Source organism: Streptomyces sp. NPDC058086, from assembly GCF_042885015.1.
Classification (GTDB): domain Bacteria; phylum Actinomycetota; class Actinomycetes; order Streptomycetales; family Streptomycetaceae; genus Streptomyces.
Map to the genome: position 1 here is coordinate 1 of NZ_JBHVST010000027.1, position 19,985 is coordinate 19,985.

Below are 19,985 nucleotides of genomic sequence, written 5' to 3' on the forward strand. Positions count from 1 at the left end.
CGCGAGCTCGCCCTGCTGTGGGTGGCGGACCGGGTCGACGAGTACCTGACCGAGTACCGCAGCGAGCACCGGGTCTCGAAGATCTGGGGGTCGCGCGAGCGGATCGTGGTGGGGCTGACCGGGGGTCCCGAGGGGCGCACGCTGATCCGTCGGGCCGCCCGGCTCGCGGAGAAGGGCGCGGGCGGCGAGGTCATGGCCGTCTACATAGCCCGCAGCGACGGACTGACCTCCGCCTCGCCCAAGGAGCTCGCCGTCCAGCGCACCCTGGCCGAGGACCTCGGCGGCACCTTCCACCACGTCATCGGCGACGACGTCCCCACGGCGCTCCTCGACTTCGCCCGCGGGGTGAACGCCACCCAGATCGTCCTCGGAGTGTCCCGCCGCAAGGGATGGCAGTACGTCTTCGGGCCGGGCGTCGGGGCGACGGTCGCCCGCGACTCGGGTCCCGACCTCGACGTCCACCTGATCACCCACGGCGAGGCGGGCAAGGGACGCGGACTGCCGGTCGCCCGGAGCGCACGGCTCGGCCGCCTTCGGGTCGTCTGGGGCTGGTTGACCGGCGTGGCCGGGCCGGCCCTGCTCACCCTGCTGCTGGCCGGCGTCGCGCCCGAAGTCGGCCTGGCCAACGACAGTGGCCTCCGTCGTGGACCTCGCCGCCCGGCGTACGCACCAGGCGGCCCGGCTGCGCGCCGAGTCGGAGATCCTCTCCTTCCTCGCGGGCAGCGTGCTGCGCGGCGAGACCAGCCTGGAGGCCCTGCTGGAACGGGTCCGGGAGACCTTCGGCATGGAGTCGGTCGCGCTCCTGGAACGGGAGAGCGACGTGACGCCGTGGACCTGCGCGGGCCGGGTGGGCACGGGGAGAACGTTGGAGCGGCCCGAGGACGCGGACGTGGACATGCCGGTGGGGGACCGGATGGCGCTCGCGCTGTCCGGACGGGTCCTGCCGGCGGAGGACCGCCGGGTGCTCGCCGCCTTCGCCGCCCAGGCCGCGGTCGTCCTGGACCGCCAGCGGCTGCAGTCCCAGGCCGACCAGTCCCGTGCGCTGGCCGAGGGCAACCGCATCCGCACCGCGCTGCTCGCCGCCGTCAGCCACGACCTGCGGACCCCGCTGGCCGGGATCAAGGCCGCGGTCTCCTCGCTGCGGTCGGACGACGTGGCGTGGTCGGAGGAGGACCGGGCCGAACTGCTGGAGGGCATAGAGGAGGGCGCCGACCGCCTGGATCACCTCGTGGGCAACCTGCTGGACATGTCGCGCCTGCAGACCGGGACCGTCACCCCGATCGTGCGGGAGATCGACCTGGACGAAGTGGTGCCGATGGCGCTGGGCGGCGTACCGGAGGACAGCGTGGAGCTGGACATCCCCGAGACGCTGCCGATGGTCGTCGTCGACCCCGGTCTGCTGGAACGCTCGGTCGCCAACCTCGTGGAGAACGCGGTGAAGTACAGCCCGGCGGGCGCACCGGTCCTGGTCGCGGCGAGCGCCATGGCCGACCGCGTGGAGGTACGGGTGGTGGACCGTGGTCCCGGAGTCCCCGACGAGGCCAAGGACCGCATCTTCGAACCTTTCCAGCGCCATGGCGACGCTCCTCGCGGCGCGGGCGTCGGCCTCGGCCTCGCGGTCGCCCGCGGCTTCGCCGAGGCGATGGGCGGCACCCTCGCCGCCGAGGACACCCCCGGCGGCGGCCTGACCATGGTCCTCGGCCTCCCGGCCGCGGTCGGCAAAAGTACGACGGCCGTGCCCGCACACGCTCATGAGCGCATATCTTCTCCTCGAGCGGCCGATGCCCGCTCCGGACCGACATGCTGAACCATGCCTGTGCTCAACCGAGTTGGTCCCGCGGCCGACCCCGGAACGCAGGTGTTCCCCTGCTCTTCGCGCCAGGACCGCGATGACGTCCAACGGCTCAAGGAACAGCTCACCGACAAGGGGTCGAACGCCTGGATCGACCTGTCCGACATCCTGCCGCCGGCCAGGTGGCGCGAGGCGGTCGCACGATCAGCGTCGGCCGCCGATCAGGTCGTGGCCGTGCCTTCGGTGACGACGTCGACGGCCAGGCGGCGGTGGGCGGCGAAGAGATCGAGCGCGGTCCCGGTGTCGCGGGCGCGCAGGGCGGCGACGAGCCCGCGGTGCTCCTCCGGGATGTGGGCGAGGTACCCCTCGGTGCTGTGGCCGATCCGGGTCAGCAGGAACAGGTGGACCTGGCAGCGGATGGCTTCCCACGCCTCTTGCAGACGCTGGTGTCCGGCGGCGGCGAAGACGGCGTCGTGGAAGGCGATGTCGCAGCGCACCATCTCGTGCTCGTCCGCCGCACGCTCCATGAGCGCGGCGGTCTTCTCGATCCCCGCGATGTCCTCGTCCGAGGCGCGGGCGATCACCTGCGCCACGGCGAGTTCCTCCAACGCGCCTCGCAGACTGTCGAGTTCGGCGACGTCCGCGGGCGACAGCGTCGTCACGAGGGTGCCCCGGTGCCAGGCGCAGTGGACCAGGCCCTCGCGCTCCAGCAGCCGCAGCGCCTCCCGCACCGGGCCACGGCTGACGTCCAGCGCACCGGACAGTTCCACCTCGCGCAGCGGCGCCCCAGGGGCGTAGACCCCGCTGAAGATCGCCTCCCGGATACGGTCCGCGACCTCGTCCGCCAGGCCCCGTCGGCGCGCGGGGGCCACCTTGTCCTGGTCACGCATGGTCTTGCCTCCCTCGATTGTCGTGATGTTAACATTCCCTCAGATGTCTTAATGTTAACATTCGGACATTGACCTCCGGGGGACGCACCCGGACCCGCGTTCAGGAAGGCAGGACACGCGCCATGACCGTGCTCGCATCATCGATCCCGCGGTTCCACCTGGCCATGCCGGTCGACGACCTGGCCGCCGCGCGCCGCTTCTACGGAGAGGTGCTCGGCCTCGCGCAGGGCCGCAGCGCGGACACCTGGGTGGACTGGAATCTGCAGGGCCACCAGTTCGTCACGCACCTGGCCCCGGCCCGTGTGAGGCACGCCCACAACCCGGTCGACGGCCACGACGTCCCGGTGCCGCACTTCGGCCTGATCCTGACGATCCCCGAGTTCCAGAAGCTCGCCGACCGGCTGCGCGCGGCGGGTACCGAGTTCGTCATCGAGCCGTACGTGCGCTTCGAGGGCCAGACCGGTGAGCAGTGGACGATGTTCCTCCTCGATCCGGCGGGCAACGCTCTCGAGTTCAAGGCGTTCGCAGACGACTCCCAGGTCTTCGCCGCCTGACGGCGCCGCCGCGAAGAGAAGCGATCGACGAAGAACCGACGAAGAACCGACGAAGAGAGGCGCATCGTCATGAAGGTGTTCCAGATCGGCGCCGCCGGAGGCGTCGGCAACCGGCTCGCCCGTCTGCTCGTCGCCCGTGGTGACGCGGTGACCGGCATGCACCGCAACCTCGCCCAGACCGGGACCGTGCGGGCCAGTGGCGCGACCCCGCTCACCGGGGACCTCGTCGACGACTCGGTGGACGAGCTCGCGGCGAAGATCGGCGGGCACGACGCGGTGGTGTTCTCCGCCGGAGCCCACGGCACCGGCAGGGACAAGACCACCGCCATCGACGGGAAGGGCCTGGAGAAGGCCGCAGCCGCGGCCGTCCGCGCCGGGGTCTCGCGGTTCGTGCTCGTCTCCGTCTTCCCGGACGCCCTGCGCGCCGGCGAGCCCGACGAGAGCTTCGAGGACTACATGAAGGTCAAGAAGACCGCCGACGTCCACCTCACCCGCACCGGCCTCGACTGGCTGATCGTCCGTCCCGGCACTCTCCTCGACGAGCCCGGCACCGGCCGCGTCACCGCGGGCCCGGCCATCGAGTACGGCGACGTGCGCCGCGACGACGTCGCGGCGTTCATCGACGCGGCCCTGCACGAGCCGGCCCTGAGCCGCGTCATCGTCGAACTCACCGGCGGCGAGACCCCCGTGACCGAGGCGGTCGCTCGGCTCGCGAGGTCGTGAGCCCCGCCCCGACAGCCACCCTCCCCCGCACGGCAGAAGGCGACGCCCAGCTCAAGGAGGTCTACGTCAATTTCGGGAAGGCGGTGTGCCGGGGGTGTCGCTCACCGCGGAGGGCCGACCGCGTGCAGTACCGCGTCGGCCATGCCGCGTGCGCCGCGCTCGTTGGGATGCATCGGGGCGGCGGGAAGGCTGGGCAGCAGCGGCTCGATCCAGCGGGTGTCCCTGCCCGAGCAGGCGTCACGGCCGACGGAGGGCTTGTACGTGTCCACGTATCCGGCCCCGGCTTCACGCGCCCGCTTGCGCAGCTCGGCGTTGAGCTGCTGTTCCTTGTCGTGGAGGTAGGTCGCGTCACCGGGTGCGAGGGTCAGGTCGTCGGCGCAGCCGGAGCCACCCGCCGGCAGGATCGCCGGGTATCCCACGACGTACACGCGGGCCTTCGGGGCACGGCGCTTCACCTCGGCCACCGCTTCGGACAGCCGCTCACCCGCCGTGTCGATCTTCCGCTGTACGTCGTCGGTGTCGCCGGAGACGTACTTCCCCCGGCACGGCGCGTCGTCCCCGGTGTACTTGCCGCGGCCCGTCATGTCGTAGATCACGCCCGCTTTGACGCATGTGGTGATCAACGAGCTGAAGCCGATGTCGTTGCCGCCGATGCCGAGGGTGACCAGCCGCGTCCCGGCGGACAGTGCCGACAGCTGGGCCGGGTTGGTGCCGTTGTCGGTGGACTGCGGCGCCGTCAGGTCGGCGATGGTGGCCCCGCTGCAGCTCACGTCGCGGAAGTGGGCCGCCCGCAGCCCCAGCCGCGCGGCGACCAGCGCCGGGTAGTCGTGGTCGGAGCGATCGCATCCGGCGGGGGTTCCGGTCCGGTCGGGGATCCGTGGCCCGGCGGTGTAGGAGTCGCCGAGCGCCACATACGGTCCCCGTGGCGTCGCGACTCCGACCGGGTCGGTGCCCGAGTCGTGCCGGGTGATGCCGACCGCGGCGACCAAGGTGGCGCAGGCGAGGAAGACCCCGATCAGCACGGTCCGTAGGTGATTCGTCATCAACATGTCCTGCTGCCTCGGTGACGGATGAGGGGCGCGCACGCCGGAAGGCCCAACAGCCCGGTGGACAAAGGGAAACAGCCGTTGAGGGGGTCGCTTCGTCCCGCTCGCCGGGAAGTCTTCAGGCTCTCTGGTCGGGCCCTGCCGCGTCGTCCTGCGGCTGCCGACAATCCCGGCTACTGAGAACGCAGTACGCCGTGGAGTGCGCGTAGTGCCGATGCAGACGCATGCCGGCGTCCACCGTGGTCCTCAGTCGCTGCCACGCCACTGGAGCAGGTCGAGGGCGACGGCGACTTTGACGGTGTTGTCCTCCAGTGGCCTCGGAAGCAGGTGGCCGGCTCGGTCGAGCTGCCGCAGGAGGGTGTTGCGGTGGGTGTAGAGCCGGCCGGCGGCGCGGGTCGTGTTGCACTGGGCCTGGATGTAGGTGAGGACGGCGTGCCTCAGTTCCGGGCTTGCCGTGGCGAGGTCGCCGAGGGTGGTCTTGACGAAGTCGTCGGCCTGTTCGACGTCCTGGCTGATCAGGCTGCTGAGCTGGACGTCGTCGAAACCGGCGACGCGACGCGGTGAACGGAGCCTGGCGAGCATGCGCTGGGTGGTCAGCGCGTCGAGGTGGCTGCGCCGGAAGCCTTCCCTGCCCCGGGCGGGCGGGCCCACGGCGATCCGGACGCCCGGCAGCGGGTCGAGGAGCCGGCTCAGCAGGCCGGTGTCCGGCGCGGCGGGTCCGGGCAGCCACACCCACAAAGTGGCCGCGCCGACGATCACTGTGAGCGGTTGCTGCACTCCGGTCGTCTGCGCCAGAGCCTCGGTCGCACGCTCGAGGTGGCCCGGTTCGGGGTCCGGTTCCTCGCTCCACACGACGGCGGCGGTGTGCGTCCGGTCGAGGGCGTAGCCGAGGCGTGCCTCCGCCCGTTGCCGGCTGATGGGCGCGCCCTCGACGAGCAGGGTGACGATCTCGCGACGTTCGGCGTGGGTGCCGTGGGTCAGTTCTTCGCGCTCGGCGGCCATACGTGCGGCGAGGTTGACGATCGTGGCGTCGAGGAAGCCCGAGACGGAGCGCGCCGACACATCGAGCAGCTCGCGCAGTTCGTCGGGGTCGGAGGTCAGGGTGAAGGCGGTCTGCATCCAGCGCCGCCAGGCCGCGTTCTGTCCGACGCGGTAGGAGTCGAGGGCCGATTCGTCGAGCCCGCGGCGCACCAGGTCGCGGGCGTGGCTGAGACTGTCCGGGCCGATGTACGCGGGTACGGGCGCGCCGGGGTCGCGCGCGGTCTCCGACGCCCAGAACGCCAGGTGGGCGCGGTTGATACGCCGTGTGGCGGCGCGCAGGGCGGGGTCCTGCGCGATGGCTCGCATGGTCACCGCCGCCAAGGTCGCCTCGTCGATCTCGTCGAGCCACTCCTGCAGACTGTTGAGTGCGATCTCCGCACCCTGCCGAAGCAGATCGCATGTCCGTTCGGACGGGTGCTGCCAGGTCATGTCCGCACGGTAGCCAGCAGTGGTGCAAAATGCACTGGTCTTTTCCGATGAAGGTGCGAACTGCCACACCGTACTGGCTGGTATGTGAGGTCATCATCGAGGCACCACCCAGCGAACGCCTCATCAACGGAGTCCCCGCACATGACCCGTCAGAGCGAGCACATCGACGTGCTGATCATCGGCGCCGGCATCTCCGGCATCGGCGCTGCCCACTACCTGCAGACCGAGCGGCCCGGCAGCAGTTACGCGGTCCTGGAGGCCCGCGGTGTCTCCGGCGGCACATGGGCGCTGTTCCGCTATCCGGGCATCCGGTCGGACTCCGACCTGCACACCTTCGGCTACGCCTTCAAGCCGTGGCGCAACGACAAGTCGATCGCCACCGCCGATCTGATCCTCGACTACCTGCGGGAGACGGCGGGGGAGAGCGGCATCGAAGCGCACATCCGCTACCACCACAGGGTGCGCGGCGCGGCCTGGTCCACCGCCGAGGCCCGCTGGACGGTGGAGATCGAGCGTGCCGACACCGGTGAGACGGTCTCGATGACCGCGAACTGGCTGTTCTGCGCCGGTGGTTACTACCGCTACGACGAAGGGTTCACCCCCCGGTTCGAGGGCAGGGAGCGGTTCGCCGGACAGATCGTGCACCCGCAGCACTGGCCGGAGGACCTGGACTGCGCGGGCAAGAAGATCGTGGTGATCGGCAGCGGTGCGACGGCCGTCACGCTGATCCCGGCGCTGGCGGACACGGCCGGCCATGTCACCATGCTCCAGCGTTCGCCCACCTACATCCTTCCGGTCGCGTCGGAGGACGCGATCGCGAACACACTGCGCAAGGTGTTGCCGGCCGGCCTCGCCTACCGGCTCACCCGGCGCAAGAACATCGCCATGCAGCGCCTCATCTGGCGGACCTCGCGACGCCATCCACGAGTCGTGCGACGTCTCATCCGCGCCGTGAACATCAGGCAGCTGCCGGCCGGATATCCCGTGGACGAGCACTTCAACCCGCCCTACGACCCTTGGGACCAGCGGCTGTGCACGGTCCCCGACGCGGACTTGTTCAAGGCGCTCAAGAAGGGAACGGCCTCGGTCGTCACCGACCGGATCGCGACGTTCACCGAGACCGGCATCCGTCTTGAGTCCGGTCGTGAGCTCGACGCCGACATCATCGTCACCGCCACCGGGCTGAACGTGCAGTTGTTCGGCGGGATGGCGCTCTCGGTGGACGGTGAACCCGTCGACTTCGCCGACAAGGTGGCCTTCAAGGGCATGATGCTGAGCGGCGTACCGAACTTCGCTTTCGCGATCGGCTACACCAACTCCTCGTGGACGCTCAAGGTGGGCCTGCTGTGCGAGCACTTCACCCGGCTGCTCGGACACATGGACGCAACTGGCACGGACATCTGCTGCCCCGAGCTCCCCGACCCGGCCATGCCGACCCGTCCGCTGCTCGACTTCGGTGCCGGATACGTCAAGCGGTCCCTCCACGTGATGCCGCGTCAAGGACTCGCCTATCCCTGGCTCATGTCGATGAACTACCACTCCGACGTCAAACTGCTGCGCGGCGGCCCCGTCGAGGACGACAACCTGCGCTTCGCCTCCGCCGCACGCCACGCGAAGGCCCAGACGTCGGCATGAGCGACGACCGCTTCGCTCCCGTAGGACGCGACATCACCCCGTGCCACCGGACGCACGGCGACGACCTACGGCTGCGTCGGCCGGGGCTTCATCGTCATCCGCTCCGACAACCGTGACCCCGGCCGGTCCACGAGGATCGCGGCGCAGCCGCCGGGCGAGCCGTGTCAGGCGCGGGTTCGCCCGCGGTCCGCCCGCGGCGACGTGTACGGCGACGTGTACGGCGACGTGTACGGCCGCCGAGACCCGGCCCAGGACACCACCCACCGGGCTGCTCGACCACCTCGGTACGGCGAGCGCGCACACGCCGTCGTGACCGGCGCGGGCTCGGCCACCGGGCTCGATCTCGCGCTCCGCCCCACCGGTCCAGGGCCTGTCGTCACATTCCCGTCGTCCGCCCGGAGGGCGGGCCCTGCGGCGTCAGGTGCGTGGGACGTACTTGGCTCTGTGCCCGGTGCGGTGAAGGGGGTCCCTCCCTGTTCGAGCGAAGCCGAGAACTTGGGGGCGCGTGCATGGCGTCGCGGGGCAGACGGGAATGTGACGACAGGGCCTAGCGAGCGGTGGGATCCAAGGCCTTCGCCGACGGGCCGGTGCGGGTGCGTGCCTCCGGCGGGACGAGGGCACCGTGTCCCGCGGAGCAGACGACCACGGTCTCGACCGGCGCGCCGCAGCCGGCGTGCGTGACCTCCAGGGGCGGGCCCTCGGGATCCGCCGCATGGCGGTCTCCCCACTGTTTGAGGGCGATCATCGCCGGCCACAGCTCCCAGCCCTTGCGGGTGAGCCTGTACTCGTAGCGGGTGCGGCTGCCGGGCTCGTTGTAGGGGACGGTGTCCAGGATCCCGGCCGCGACGAGTTTCCGCAGCCGGTCCGAGAGCACGCTCTCGGACAGCCCGACGTGCCGGCGGAAGTCGTCGAAGCGCCGTACGCCGTTCATGGCATCCCGTAGGACCAGCAGTGACCACTTCTCGCCCACCAGGTCGAGAGTCCGCTGGACCGTGCAGTTCTCGGTGCTTGTCTCGAGCCACGTCATGCGTCCCATCGTAGGCTGGCTTCGACGTTGACATCCAGACCTCGCCCTGGCTAGCTTCGAATTCCACATTCAGATCATCGAGGGAGCGACATGGGCAGGTCACGCACGTACGACTGGGAGGACCCCGCCGTCTCCGCCGCCGCCGTCGGGCAGCACAGCGGTCTCGACTTCCTCCGCGAGATGCAGGCCGGACGGCTCCCCGCCCCGCCGATCTCGGCGACCCTCGGGATGACGCTCGAAGAGGTCGAGCACGGCCGGGTCGTCTTCGCCCTCGTCCCGGGCGAGGAGCACTACAACCCCATCGGAAGCGTTCACGGCGGGGTATACGCCACCCTGCTCGATTCGGCGGCGGGCTGCGCGGTGCAGTCGGTCCTGCCGCAGGGGATGGGGTATACCTCACTCGACCTGAATGTGAAGTTCCTGCGCCCTGTCACCGTGGACACCGGCAAGGTCCGTGCCGTGGGCACCGTCCTCAACAGCGGACGTCGTACCGCCCTCGCGCAGGCCGAGCTCTTCGATTCCGGGGACCGGCTGCTGGCGCACACGACCAGCAGCTGTCTGCTGTTCCCCGTCTGACCGGCGCGCCCGCACAGGAGTGCGACGTACGGGAGGCAGGCAGCTATGACGGTGTACGACTACGACCGGCGCCGGACGGGGGTTCTGCTGGTCGATCCGCTGAACGACTTCCTCGCCGACGAGGGCAAGCTCTGGCCGCGTATCGCGGAGGTCGCGCGGGAGGTCGACCTGCGGGCCCACCTGTCCGAACTGGTGTCCACCGCTCGCGAGGTCGACGTGCCGGTGTTCTATGTGCCACATCACCGCTGGACACCGGGGCTGTACGAGTCCTGGTCCCATCCGAACCCGTCACAGCGCGCCGTGGACAAGAACCAACTTTTCGCCCAGGACGCGTTCGGCGGGGACTGGTACCCGCCCCTGCGGCCCGAGCCCTCGGACACGGTGGTCGCACAGCACTGGGCCCAGAGCGGGTTCGCCAACACCGACCTGGAGATGCGCCTCCGCCAGCGCGGCGTGGACCACGTGATCGTCATCGGACTGCTCGCGAACACCTGCATCGAGACCACGGCCAAGTACGCGATGGAACTCGGATTCCATGTGTCGCTGGTGACCGACGCCACAGCGGCGTTCTCGAGCGAACTCATGAGGGCCGCCCATGAATTGAACGGTCCGACCTACGCACATGTCATCACGGACACGAAAAGCGCCGTAGCGGCACTGAAGACATAAGGTCACAGGGTCAGATGGTGCAGAGGATGTTGGGCCGGCTCTGAGCCGGGCTTCACCGGAAGGATCCACTCATGGACGAGCGCTTCGACGTGGTCGTACTCGGAGCAGGACCAGGCGGCTACGTCGCCGCCATCCGCGCCGCGCAACTCGGCAAGCGGGTCGCGGTCGTCGAGGAGCGGTACTGGGGTGGTGTGTGTCTGAACGTCGGCTGCATCCCCACGAAGGCGCTGCTGCGCAATGCCGAGCTGGCGCACATCTTCACGCGGGAGGCGAAGACGTTCGGCATCAAGGTCGACGGCGAGGTCTCCTTCGACTACGGCGAGGCGTTCCGGCGCAGCCGCCGGGTCGCGGACGGCCGCGTCAAGGGCGTCCACTTCCTGATGAAGAAGAACGCGATCACCGAGATCGACGGCCGCGGCACCTTCCTCGACGCCCACACGCTTCAGGTCGCCCTCGCCGACGGCACCACGAAGACGGTCGGATTCGACGACTGCATCATCGCCACCGGTGCCACCCCCAAGTTGCTGCCCGGCACCCGGCGCAGCGACCGTGTCGTCACCTACGAGGAGCAGATCCTCGTCGAGGACCTGCCGCGCTCCATCGTGATCGCGGGCGCCGGGGCCATCGGCATCGAGTTCGCGTACGTCCTGCACAACTACGGCGTGAAGGTCACGGTCGTCGAGTTCCTGGACCGGGTCGCCCCGCTGGAGGACGCGGACGTCTCCGCCGAACTCGCCAAGCAGTACCGGAAGCTGGGCATCGACGTGCTCACCTCGACGCGTGTCGAGTCGATCGACGAGTCGGGCCCGCAGGTGCGGGTGACGGTCACCGGCAAGGACGGTGTACAGAAGGTGCTGGAGGCCGACAAGGTCCTCCAGGCGATCGGCTTCGCGCCGAACGTCACCGGGTACGGCCTGGAGGCCACGGGCGTAACGGTCACCGAGCGCGGCGCGATCGACGTCGACGGCCGCTGCCGTACGTCCGTACCGCACATCTACGCGATCGGGGATGTGACCGCGAAACTGATGCTCGCGCACAACGCCGAGTCCATGGGGATCATCGCGGCCGAGACGATCGCGGACGCGGAGACCATGGAGCTGGACTATGTGATGATCCCGCGTGCCACGTACTGCCAGCCGCAGATCGCGAGTTTCGGCTACACCGAGGCACAGGCGAAGGAGCGGGGCTACGACGTCAAGGTCGCCAAGTTCCCCTTCACGGCCAACGGCAAGTCACACGGCCTGGGTGACACGGTCGGCTTCGTGAAGCTGATCAGCGACGCCAAGTACGGCGAGCTCCTCGGGGGCCATCTGATCGGTCCGGACGTGACGGAGCTGCTGCCGGAGCTGACGCTGGCGCAGCAGTGGGACCTGACCGTGCACGAGGTCGCCCGCAATGTCCACGCCCACCCGACCCTGGGTGAAGCGGTGAAGGAAGCCGTGCACGGCCTGGCCGGACATATGATCAACTTCTGAGTCCGTGCGACGCGCTGGAGCACCGGCCGCGCGAGGAGGTCGCCTTCCTGCGCGCCGGGCTCGACACCTTGACGCCCGTAGCGCAGCCCCCGCGGTGATTTCCACCGCGGGGGCTGACGCTCACGAGGGGGTGGTGGTGCTGACGACGCGAACGGCGCCCTCAGGGGCGCAGCACCAGGCGGATCGGATCGCCCTTCTTGTGCTCCAGCCGTTCGACGGCTTCGGCCGCCTGATCCAGGGGCAGTACGTCCGAGATGGAGCGGGAGAAGTCCAGCCGCCCGTTCTCGGTGAGGTGGATGAGTTGCGCCACCGCGTTCGCGCCGGAGCCGAAGTGGCCCAGGAGCCGCAGCTCGCGGGTACTGAAGGTGGTGCTGTCCGCGATGGTGACCGGCTTTCCGCTCAGTCCGACGAGGACCAGCTTGCCGCCGTCGGCCAGCACGGACAGGGCCTGCTCACGTACCGGGGTGACGCCGGCGAAGTCGAAGGCGGCCTCGATACCGGCCCCGCGGGTGACGGCGGCGACCTTGTCCGCCAGACCGGGGTCGGCCGGATCGAGGGCGAGGTCCGCGCCGAAGGCCAGGGCCCGGTCACGGGCGGCGGGGGAGGGGTCGACGGCGATGATGGGGCAGGCGCCCACCATGCGCAGCAGCTGCACCCCGTGCGCGCCCAGACCGCCGATGCCCCAGACCCCGACCGCCTGGCCGGGGCGGACTCCGGCGGTGTCGGTGATGGCGCCCCACGGGGTGGAGACCGCGTCGGGGATGACCGCTCCCTGCTCGAAGGGGATCGAGTCCGGGAGCGATACCAGGGTGTCGATCCGGGCGAGCGCGAACTCGGCCCAGCCTCCGTCGTAGTCGACACCACGGGTCCAGCCCCGCCCGTCGCGGTACTCGCCTGCTTGGAGGACGACGCGGTCGCCGACTTCCCAGGCGCCCGCGTCCGGACCCGGCTCGGCGACGGTGCCGGCCACCTCGTGCCCCAGGGTCACCGTGTTGCCGCGCAACAGCGCGGGTGTGCCGCCGAGTTCTCCGGAGATCAGGTGGACGTCGGACAGGCACACTCCGGCCGCTTCCACCTTGACCAGGACCTCTCCCGCACCGGGGGTGGGCCGGTCGACCTCCTCGACCCGCAGCTCGTGGGTCGGGAAGTGCAGACGCACTGCGCGCATGACAGCCATGACGGCTTCCTCTCCGTACGTGATCTGTGCCGAGATCTGTACCGTGAAGTGTCACCGTTGGTGCCGCGGTTGAAGTCCGTTCTACGATCCGGGGGCATGACGACTCCCCCCTGCTACGCCTGCGGCCAGGAAGCGCGGTTCGGCGAACTTCCGCCCCGCGAACGCGTCGTGTCCGATGAGTACTGGCGGGTGGCTCACAGCTTCAACACCGCGGTGCCCGGCTGGCTGGTGCTGCTGCCACGACGGCATGTCACGGCCGTCCATGACCTCACCGACGCCGAGGCCGGGGCCCTGGGGGTGTGGCAGGTCAGGCTCTCCAGGGCGCTGCGCGGGGCGACCGGCTGCCTCAAGACCTACGTCGTCCAGTTCGCCGAGTCCGAGGGCTTCTCGCACGTGCACTTCCACATCGTGCCGCGCATGGCGGATCTGTCCGTCGCAGACCGTGGGCCGGGCATCTTCGGGCTCCTGGACCGTCCGGAGCCGGAGCGGGTGACAACGGAAGGCGCGGACCGTATGGCCCGCGCCCTGCGAGCCCGGCTTGACGGGCTCCCGCACTCCTGGGGTCCGCCGGACAGGCCCTAGTTCTGAACCCTGAGGGTGCCCCGGTCGCTCTCCCGCAGCGCGCGGCCGATGATCAGGCGCTGGATCTGGTTGGTGCCCTCGAAGATCTGCATGACCTTGGCCTCCCGCATATAGCGCTCGACCGGGAAGTCGCGGGTGTAGCCGGCGCCTCCGAGGACCTGGACGGCGTCCGTGGTGACCTTCATGGCGTTGTCCGTGGCGATCAGCTTGGCGATGGACGCTTCGCAGGCGAACGGGAGCCCCTGGTCCTTGAGCCGGGCGGCGGCGAGCGTGGTGGCGCGGGAGGCCTGGACCGCCGCGGCCATGTCCGCGAGGACGAAGGCCAGCCCCTGGTGTTCGATGATCGGGCGGCCGAAGGTCTCCCGTTCGCGCGAGTAGCGCAGCGCGTGGTCCAGCGCTCCCTGGGCCAGGCCCGTGGCGACGGCAGCGATGCCGAGTCGGCCGCAGTCCAGTCCGGCGAAGGCGATCTTGAGTCCCTGGCCCTCCTCGCCGATGCGGCGATCGGCCGGGACGCGCACGTCCTCCAGGCGGATGGTCGCGGTGGCCGACCCGGTCAGACCCATCTTGTGCTCGGGCGGATCGGCTATCAGGCCGGGGGTGTCGGCCGGGACGAGGAAGCAAGAGATCGCGCCCGAGCCCGCGTCGGACGTGCGCGCCATGATCGTGTAGAAGTCCGCGTGCCCACCGTGCGTGGTCCACGCCTTGGCGCCGTTCAGGACGTAGTGGTCGCCGTCCCTGACGGCCCGGGTGCGCATCGCGGCGGGGTCGGAACCGGCGTGGGCCTCGGACAGGCAGTAGGCGCCGAGCAGCTCGCCGCTGAGCATGTCGGGCAGCCACTCCTTCCGCTGCTCCTCGGTGCCGAAGGAGGCGAGGGCGAAGCAGGACAACGCGTGCACGGAGACGCCGACCCCGACGCTGGCCCACACGGCGGCGATCTCCTCCAGGACCTGGAGGTAGACCTCGTAGGGCTGGTCCCCACCGCCGTACTCCTCGGCGTAGGGCAGGCTCAGCAGGCCCGCCCGGCCGAGGGTGCGGAAGACCTCGCGGGGGAACTTCTCCTCGGCCTCCGCCTCGGCGACGCGAGGCGCGAGCTCCTTCTCGGCGAGCTCACGGGTCAGGCCGATCAGGTCGACGGCTTCCGGGGCGGGAAGCGTACGGGTAGCTGGCATGGGATTTCCTCGGTCGCTCTGGAAACTATTGATACGGCGAGCGATACAACAGTATCGTTTTTGGTACCGTGATGCCATGCAGTCCAGCGATGGATCCGGAGGCCCCCTCGTCGGTCTACGCGTCCTCGAGCTCGCGGGACTCGGGCCGGCTCCGCACGCGGCCATGGTGCTGGCCGATCTCGGCGCCGACGTGGTGCGCGTCGAGCGGCCCTCCGGCCGGGCGCTGCGGCTCGGCCCGGAAGACGCCACCGACATCGTGCGGCGCGGCCGCAGGTCGGTCTTCGCCGATCTCAAGGAGTCCGAGGGACGTGCGTTGGTACGGGCGCTGGCAGCCCGGGCCGATGTGCTGATCGAGGGACTGCGGCCGGGTGTCGCCGAGCGCCTCGGCGTCGGCCCCGAGGACTGCGGCAGGGAGAATCCGGGGCTCGTCTACGCACGCGTCACCGGCTGGGGTCAGGACGGCCCGCTCGCCCAGGATCCCGGGCACGACCTGAACTACATCGGTCTCACCGGGCTGCTCCACGCGATGGGCCGTGCCGGTGATCCGCCGCCCCCGCCGCTCAACCTGGTGGGAGATTTCGGGGGTGGGTCCATGCTCCTGGTCGTCGGCGTCCTGGCCGCGCTCTGGGAGCGCTCACGTTCCGGGGCCGGGCAGGTCGTGGACTCCGCCATGCTCGACGGGACGGCCCTGCTGGGTCAGATGACGTACGCGCTGCGCGGCATGGGCGAGTGGTCGGACGAACGGAGCGCCAACCTCCTCGACGGGGCCGCCCCCTTCTACGACACCTACGAGTGCGGCGACGGCAAGTACGTGGCCGTCGCCGCACTCGAACCGCAGTTCTTCGCGGCGCTGCTGGAGGGACTGGGCATCGGCGGGGCCCAGCTGCCCGCCCAGGGCGACCGCGGCGGCTGGCCCACGCTGCGGGCCCGGTTCGCGCAGCGGTTCGCCTCCCGTACGCGCGACGAGTGGACCGCGCACTTCGCCGGTACGGACGCGTGCGTCACCCCCGTGCTGACGTTCGCGGAGGCGGGAGCGCACCCCCATGTGGTGGCCCGGAGCACCCTCGTCGAGGTCGACGGCATCCTCCAGGCCGCACCGGCCCCGCGCTTCTCGCGCACTCCCAACCGGCGGCCCTCGGCCCCTGGTGCGCCGGGCGCGGACACCGAGTCGGTGCTGCGGGACTGGGGTGTCGGCTCCCCGGCCGCCACCCCCGCGGTCAGGGCGAGACCGCGTGCACGATGAGCGACGCCAACTCGGCGTAGGCCTCCGCGTCGGTCAGCCCCGTGCGCGCGGACACCTCGCCGCGCTGGATCTCCTGCATGGTGGCGGCGACGACCTCGCCCACGAAGGCCGCGTGGACGTCACGGAACGCGCCCGCGGCGACGCCGTCCGCGATCAGCTGTCTGATCCGGCCCGCGGCCAGGCGGGTGTTGGCCTCGTACACCTCGCGGGCCGGTTCGAATCCGGCCATGTCGTCGAGGAACCGCCGGGACAGCGGCCTCAACTGCTGGGCGACCGCGTTCAGGTAGACCACCACGCGCTCCGCGGGCGCGGAGGTGTCCGCCACCTGCTTCTCGATGGCCTCGGCCGCGCTCCGGAAGTAGTGCTTCACGGCCTCGCGGACCAACTCCTGTTTGCTGCCCGCCAGTTGGTACAACGTCGTCTTCGAGCAGCGCAGCCGCTCGGTCAGCTCGTCGAGCGTGAACGAGGCGAAACCTTCCGCCGCCAGCAGGGCGACCAGCCGTTCCAGCAGGTCGGTCTGGCGCGCTGTGCGACGTGTGGACGGCATGACCTCAGCGTAGCCGTTCCCCTTTACTCGGCAGGAGGTGCTGTCAGCGGGCGGTCCAGCCGCCGTCCACGACGACCGTCTGTCCGGTGACGTAGCTTCCGGCGTCGCCGACGAGCCACAGGACCGCGCCGACGATGTCGTCGGCGGTCCCCTCCTTGGGCAGCGGGGTGTTGCGGCGCAGGTACTCGGCGGCGCGCGCACCCTCGTAGAGCGGGCCGGTGATCTCGCTGCGGAAGAAGCCGGGGGCGACCGTGTTCACCCGGATCGAATGCCGCGCCCACTGCACCGCGAGTTCGGCGCTCAGGCCGGACAGGCCCGCCTTGCTCGCCGCGTACGAGGCCTGCGGGATGCCGGGGATGCCGACCCGGCCGCTGATGGACGAGACGTTGACGATCGCGCCCCGGCCGAGGGCGCGCATGTGGGGGAAGACGGCCTGCGCGAGCAGCAACGGGGCCAGCAGGTTGAGGTCCATGGTGCGGCGGACGGCGTCGAGCGGTTCGGACTCCGCGCGCTCGGTCGTGAACATGTTCCCGGCGGCGTTGACGAGGATCTCCGGCGGTCCCAGTCCCTCGACGACCGTGGGCACCACGGAGCCGATCCGGTCGAGGTCGGACAGGTCGCAGGGGACGGCGAGGCCGTCGATCCCCTGGGCGAGCTCGGCCAGCCGGTCGTGACGGCGGGCCACCACGGCGACCCGGGCGCCGAGCGAGGCGAGTGCGTGAGCCACCGCCGCTCCCAGGCCCGACGAGGCGCCGGTCACGACCGCCACCCGGCCGTCGAGGCCGAACATCCGTGCGGCGACATCGGGGTCGGGCGCCACGCGGGTCTCCCTTCGACGGCAGGGCGTGTCGGGGGCGGCTGACGCGCTGACCGCGGACCGGCCCGGCAGGCATCCTAGGCCGGGCTCTCCATCCTTACAAGGATTAACAGCATACTGATCACATGTCGCCAGTCATCAGCCGCGGCGGAACCGCATACGGCTGCGGGCGGACGCGGCGTCGATGACCCGGTTCTTGAGCGTGCGGCACACCCAGCGCTGGGTCGCCGTGAGGTGTTCCTCGGCGATCCGCGCGGCCTCGTCGGCGTCGCCCTGCTCGATGCTCGTCACGAGACGTTCGTGCGCCCGCTGCGCAAGGGCGCGGTCGGCGCGTGAGGGGTAGGCGCCCCGCGAGACCTGGAGGTCCGCCCACGCCTCCTCCTGGACCGACCAGAGGGACGTGAGGCTCTTCACGACGACGCGCAGGGTCGCGTTGGGGTCGAACCCGACGACGACGTCGTGGAACTCGCGCGAGGCCCGGGTGAACGCCGCACCGTCGTCGATGCAGCTCTCGCTCGCGGCGAGCAACTCCCGCAACTGCGGCACCACCGCGCGCTCGCGGTCCGCCCGCTGCGCACAGTGAGCCGCGCACAGCGGTTCGAGGGTGGCGAGGGCGGCGCCGAGGTCGGGAACCCCGACCTGCATGGCCTGGAGCGTCAGACCGAGGGCGTAGCCGGCGGTCCCGATGTCGGGAGCGTGCACCGTGGCGCCGCCGCGGTTGCCACGGCGCACCGTGATGAAGCCCTCGGTCTCCAGGATCCGCAGTGCCTCGCGCACCGAGGGGTAGCTGACACCGAACTCCGCGACGAGCTCGTCCTGTTTGGGGAGCGTGGAGCCGTCGCCGATGCCGCCCGCGAGGATCCGGTCGCGCAGCGCGGCGGCCACCAGCTCCGCCATGCGCATCTGCCCGATCTTGGTGTGCTCGGACCCTGTACGTTCCATGATTGCAAGGCTAGCAGTGATACGCGGGGGGACTTCAGGCTGTTCCGGGGTGCCGTGGCGGGTCCACGAGCTCGGCCAGCCGGGTGCGTTGCACCTTGCCCATCGCGTTCAACGGCAGGGCGTCGACCTGGGACCAGATTTCCGGAACCTTGTACGGGGAGAGCGCGCGCCGGCAGTGCGCGGTGAGTGCCTCGACATCGAGCGGGGGACCGGCACTCTGGACCACCGCGGCCACCCTCTGCCCGAGTCGGTCGTCCGGCACCGCGCACACGGCGACCGCGGCGACGTCCGGGTGCGTAGCGACGACCCGTTCCACCTCCAGCGGGTAGACGTTCGCGCCGCCGCGGATGATGACGAGCTTCTTGCGGTCCAGCACCGTCAGCCACCCCTCGCCGTCGACGGTGCCGATGTCACCGGTGGGGACCGGGCCGGGATCCGGTCGCCGGACGCCGCCGTGCTCCCAGAACCCGAGCATCGGCCGCCACATGTCGGTCCACGGCCCGACGGTGGTCCCGCCCAGCCGCAACTCGCCCAGTTCCCCGGTCGGCAGGCGTCGCCCCTCGTCGTCGTACGCCGCGACGTCGTAGTGCGGCAGCACCCGCCCGCTCGTGCCCGGGCGCCACTCGTGGCCCGGTGGGTCGATGGACACGACGGTCGGTGCCTCGGTCAGGCCGTAGGTGACCCGGGGGACCAGCCCGTGTGCCTCGGCGAACGCGCGGCGCAGCGCGTCCGGTGTGTCGCTGCCTCCGCTCCACACCTCCTGGAGCGGGCCGAGGTCGAGGTGCGGGCGTGCGGCGAGGTCGTAGAGCTGGGCGGGGGCGCCGTTCCACACCGTGACGCGCCGCGCGGAGATCCAGTCGGCGACCCCGTCGACGTCACGCCGGTCCATGACCACGCAGCATCCGCCGGCCTGTGCGGTGAGCAGGGTCGACAGCACCATGAGGTTGAGGATCGTCAGCGGGAAGCTGTCGCCCTTGCGCAACTCGGGGCCCCAGCCGCGGGTGGCGACCAGGGCCGCGCCGGGCAGGAGCAGGTTGCGCTGGCTGTGCACGACCGCCTTGGGGCGTCCCGACGTACCGCTGGTGAACGCGATGCCGGCCGGGGCGTCGAGAGCCCGCTCGGCCCGCGGAGCCGGTTCGGCGCTCGCCACGAGCCCGGACCATCGATCGGGGTCGACACAGTCGGGCGAGCTCAGTCGGCAGCGCGGTCCGGCCAGGACGACCGTCGGCTCGCAGAGCTCGTACAACTCCCGCTGCTCGCCTGCCGCGAGCGCTTCACCGATCCCCGCCCAGACGGCTCCGATCCGCTGCGCGCCGTGGAAGGCCGCGACGATGTCGAGGTCGTTGGGGAGACAGGCGGCGACGCGGTCGCCGGGGCGTACGCCGAGCGACCACAGCGCGCCGGCCGCGTGTCGGGCCCGGTCGTCGAGTTCGGCGTACGACCAGGCGCCGGAGACGGCCTCGATCGCCGTCGCGTGCGGGCGGGCGGTGAGCGAGGCGTCCAGTACCTCGGCGATGCTCCCCGGTACGGCCCTTCCCCGACCGGACGTCAGGCCTCGGGAACCCTCATGTGCGTACTGCGGTGTGCCACCGGCATCGGTACGACTCATGCCCTCTTATTATCACTATCCTTGTAAAGATTCATCCTATAG

The 19,985-nt window shown here is 70.7% G+C and carries 18 protein-coding genes and 2 pseudogenes; 10 read left to right on the forward strand and 10 right to left on the reverse strand.

The genetic code is table 11. From position 1 onward, the window contains the following. Positions 1–1,807, forward strand: a pseudogene (locus ACFVWD_RS22005) (ATP-binding protein); the annotation flags it as partial. 3 nt (positions 1,808–1,810) lie between these two features. Further along, positions 1,811–1,981, forward strand: a pseudogene (locus tag ACFVWD_RS22010) (hypothetical protein); the annotation flags it as partial. Positions 1,982–2,013: 32 nt separating this feature from the next. On the opposite strand, the gene ACFVWD_RS22015 reads toward ACFVWD_RS22010, so the two are convergent. After that, on the reverse strand, positions 2,014–2,664 hold the full coding sequence (locus ACFVWD_RS22015; protein WP_389598378.1) for a GntR family transcriptional regulator: 651 nt from the start codon (positions 2,662–2,664) through the stop codon (positions 2,014–2,016). Between the two features lie 140 nt (positions 2,665–2,804). On the opposite strand from ACFVWD_RS22015, the gene ACFVWD_RS22020 reads away from it, so the two are divergent. Together ACFVWD_RS22020 and ACFVWD_RS22025 are read left to right on the forward strand one after the other, a co-directional pair. After that, positions 2,805–3,236 carry a VOC family protein gene (locus ACFVWD_RS22020; protein WP_389598230.1) on the forward strand — a complete coding sequence of 144 codons (432 nt, stop codon included), beginning with the start codon at positions 2,805–2,807 and terminating at the stop codon, positions 3,234–3,236. Positions 3,237–3,305: 69 nt separating this feature from the next. Further along, positions 3,306–3,959 (forward strand): NAD(P)H-binding protein, encoded by a 654-nt coding sequence (locus tag ACFVWD_RS22025; protein WP_389598232.1) that lies wholly within the window; start codon positions 3,306–3,308, stop codon positions 3,957–3,959. A gap of 101 nt (positions 3,960–4,060) precedes the next feature. Here the strand turns inward: ACFVWD_RS22025 and ACFVWD_RS22030 are convergent, their stop codons facing one another. Then, positions 4,061–5,002 carry an SGNH/GDSL hydrolase family protein gene (locus ACFVWD_RS22030; protein WP_389598234.1) on the reverse strand — a complete coding sequence of 314 codons (942 nt, stop codon included), beginning with the start codon at positions 5,000–5,002 and terminating at the stop codon, positions 4,061–4,063. Positions 5,003–5,251: 249 nt separating this feature from the next. After that, a complete protein-coding gene (locus ACFVWD_RS22035) occupies positions 5,252–6,475 on the reverse strand; it encodes a PucR family transcriptional regulator (RefSeq protein ID WP_389598236.1) in 1,224 nt (407 codons plus the stop codon). 141 nt (positions 6,476–6,616) lie between these two features. Here ACFVWD_RS22035 and ACFVWD_RS22040 point away from each other — a divergent pair, with 141 nt between their 5' ends. After that, entirely contained in the window at positions 6,617–8,110 is a 1,494-nt protein-coding gene (locus ACFVWD_RS22040) for a flavin-containing monooxygenase (protein ID WP_389598238.1), read from the forward strand. 547 nt (positions 8,111–8,657) lie between these two features. On the opposite strand, the gene ACFVWD_RS22045 is transcribed toward ACFVWD_RS22040, so the two are convergent. Next, the gene (locus ACFVWD_RS22045) at positions 8,658–9,137 is read right to left on the reverse strand and encodes a winged helix-turn-helix transcriptional regulator (RefSeq protein WP_389598240.1); all 480 of its coding nucleotides are present in this window, start codon (positions 9,135–9,137) and stop codon (positions 8,658–8,660) included. Between the two features lie 90 nt (positions 9,138–9,227). On the opposite strand from ACFVWD_RS22045, the gene ACFVWD_RS22050 reads away from it, so the two are divergent. From ACFVWD_RS22050 to lpdA, 3 genes are all read left to right on the forward strand, one after another. Further along, complete coding sequence (locus ACFVWD_RS22050; protein WP_389598242.1) at positions 9,228–9,713, forward strand: PaaI family thioesterase; 486 nt, start codon at positions 9,228–9,230, stop codon at positions 9,711–9,713. 45 nt (positions 9,714–9,758) lie between these two features. After that, positions 9,759–10,382: an isochorismatase family cysteine hydrolase gene (locus ACFVWD_RS22055; RefSeq protein WP_385382991.1), complete on the forward strand. Its 624-nt coding sequence runs from the start codon at positions 9,759–9,761 to the stop codon at positions 10,380–10,382. Positions 10,383–10,453: 71 nt separating this feature from the next. Then, complete coding sequence (gene lpdA / locus ACFVWD_RS22060) at positions 10,454–11,857, forward strand: dihydrolipoyl dehydrogenase (protein WP_389598244.1); 1,404 nt, start codon at positions 10,454–10,456, stop codon at positions 11,855–11,857. A gap of 160 nt (positions 11,858–12,017) precedes the next feature. Here the strand turns inward: lpdA and ACFVWD_RS22065 are convergent, their stop codons facing one another. Continuing rightward, positions 12,018–13,034 (reverse strand): zinc-binding dehydrogenase, encoded by a 1,017-nt coding sequence (locus tag ACFVWD_RS22065; RefSeq protein ID WP_389598246.1) that lies wholly within the window; start codon positions 13,032–13,034, stop codon positions 12,018–12,020. Positions 13,035–13,130: 96 nt separating this feature from the next. On the opposite strand from ACFVWD_RS22065, the gene ACFVWD_RS22070 reads away from it, so the two are divergent. Next, positions 13,131–13,616, forward strand: a complete 486-nt coding sequence (locus tag ACFVWD_RS22070) for an HIT family protein (RefSeq protein ID WP_389598247.1) — start codon at positions 13,131–13,133, stop codon at positions 13,614–13,616. Here ACFVWD_RS22070 and ACFVWD_RS22075 read toward each other — a convergent pair. Then, a complete protein-coding gene (locus ACFVWD_RS22075) occupies positions 13,613–14,785 on the reverse strand; it encodes an acyl-CoA dehydrogenase family protein (RefSeq protein WP_168505848.1) in 1,173 nt (390 codons plus the stop codon). The genes ACFVWD_RS22070 and ACFVWD_RS22075 overlap by 4 nt on opposite strands. A gap of 76 nt (positions 14,786–14,861) precedes the next feature. Here ACFVWD_RS22075 and ACFVWD_RS22080 point away from each other — a divergent pair, with 76 nt between their 5' ends. Next, on the forward strand, positions 14,862–16,028 hold the full coding sequence (locus ACFVWD_RS22080; RefSeq protein ID WP_389598249.1) for a CaiB/BaiF CoA transferase family protein: 1,167 nt from the start codon (positions 14,862–14,864) through the stop codon (positions 16,026–16,028). Here the strand turns inward: ACFVWD_RS22080 and ACFVWD_RS22085 are convergent. The 4 genes from ACFVWD_RS22085 to ACFVWD_RS22100 all read right to left on the reverse strand — a co-directional run bounded on the left by ACFVWD_RS22085 (position 16,003) and on the right by ACFVWD_RS22100 (position 19,943). Next, positions 16,003–16,575, reverse strand: a complete 573-nt coding sequence (locus tag ACFVWD_RS22085; protein WP_054232974.1) for a TetR/AcrR family transcriptional regulator — start codon at positions 16,573–16,575, stop codon at positions 16,003–16,005. The genes ACFVWD_RS22080 and ACFVWD_RS22085 overlap by 26 nt on opposite strands. 43 nt (positions 16,576–16,618) lie before the next feature. Then, the gene (locus ACFVWD_RS22090) at positions 16,619–17,395 is read right to left on the reverse strand and encodes an SDR family NAD(P)-dependent oxidoreductase (protein WP_389598251.1); all 777 of its coding nucleotides are present in this window, start codon (positions 17,393–17,395) and stop codon (positions 16,619–16,621) included. Between the two features lie 135 nt (positions 17,396–17,530). After that, positions 17,531–18,334, reverse strand: coding sequence for a FadR/GntR family transcriptional regulator (locus ACFVWD_RS22095; protein WP_389598253.1), 804 nt, complete (start codon positions 18,332–18,334; stop codon positions 17,531–17,533). A 34-nt stretch (positions 18,335–18,368) separates the two neighbouring features. Next, positions 18,369–19,943, reverse strand: coding sequence for a class I adenylate-forming enzyme family protein (locus tag ACFVWD_RS22100; RefSeq protein ID WP_389598254.1), 1,575 nt, complete (start codon positions 19,941–19,943; stop codon positions 18,369–18,371). Between the last annotated feature and the right edge of the window lie 42 nt (positions 19,944–19,985).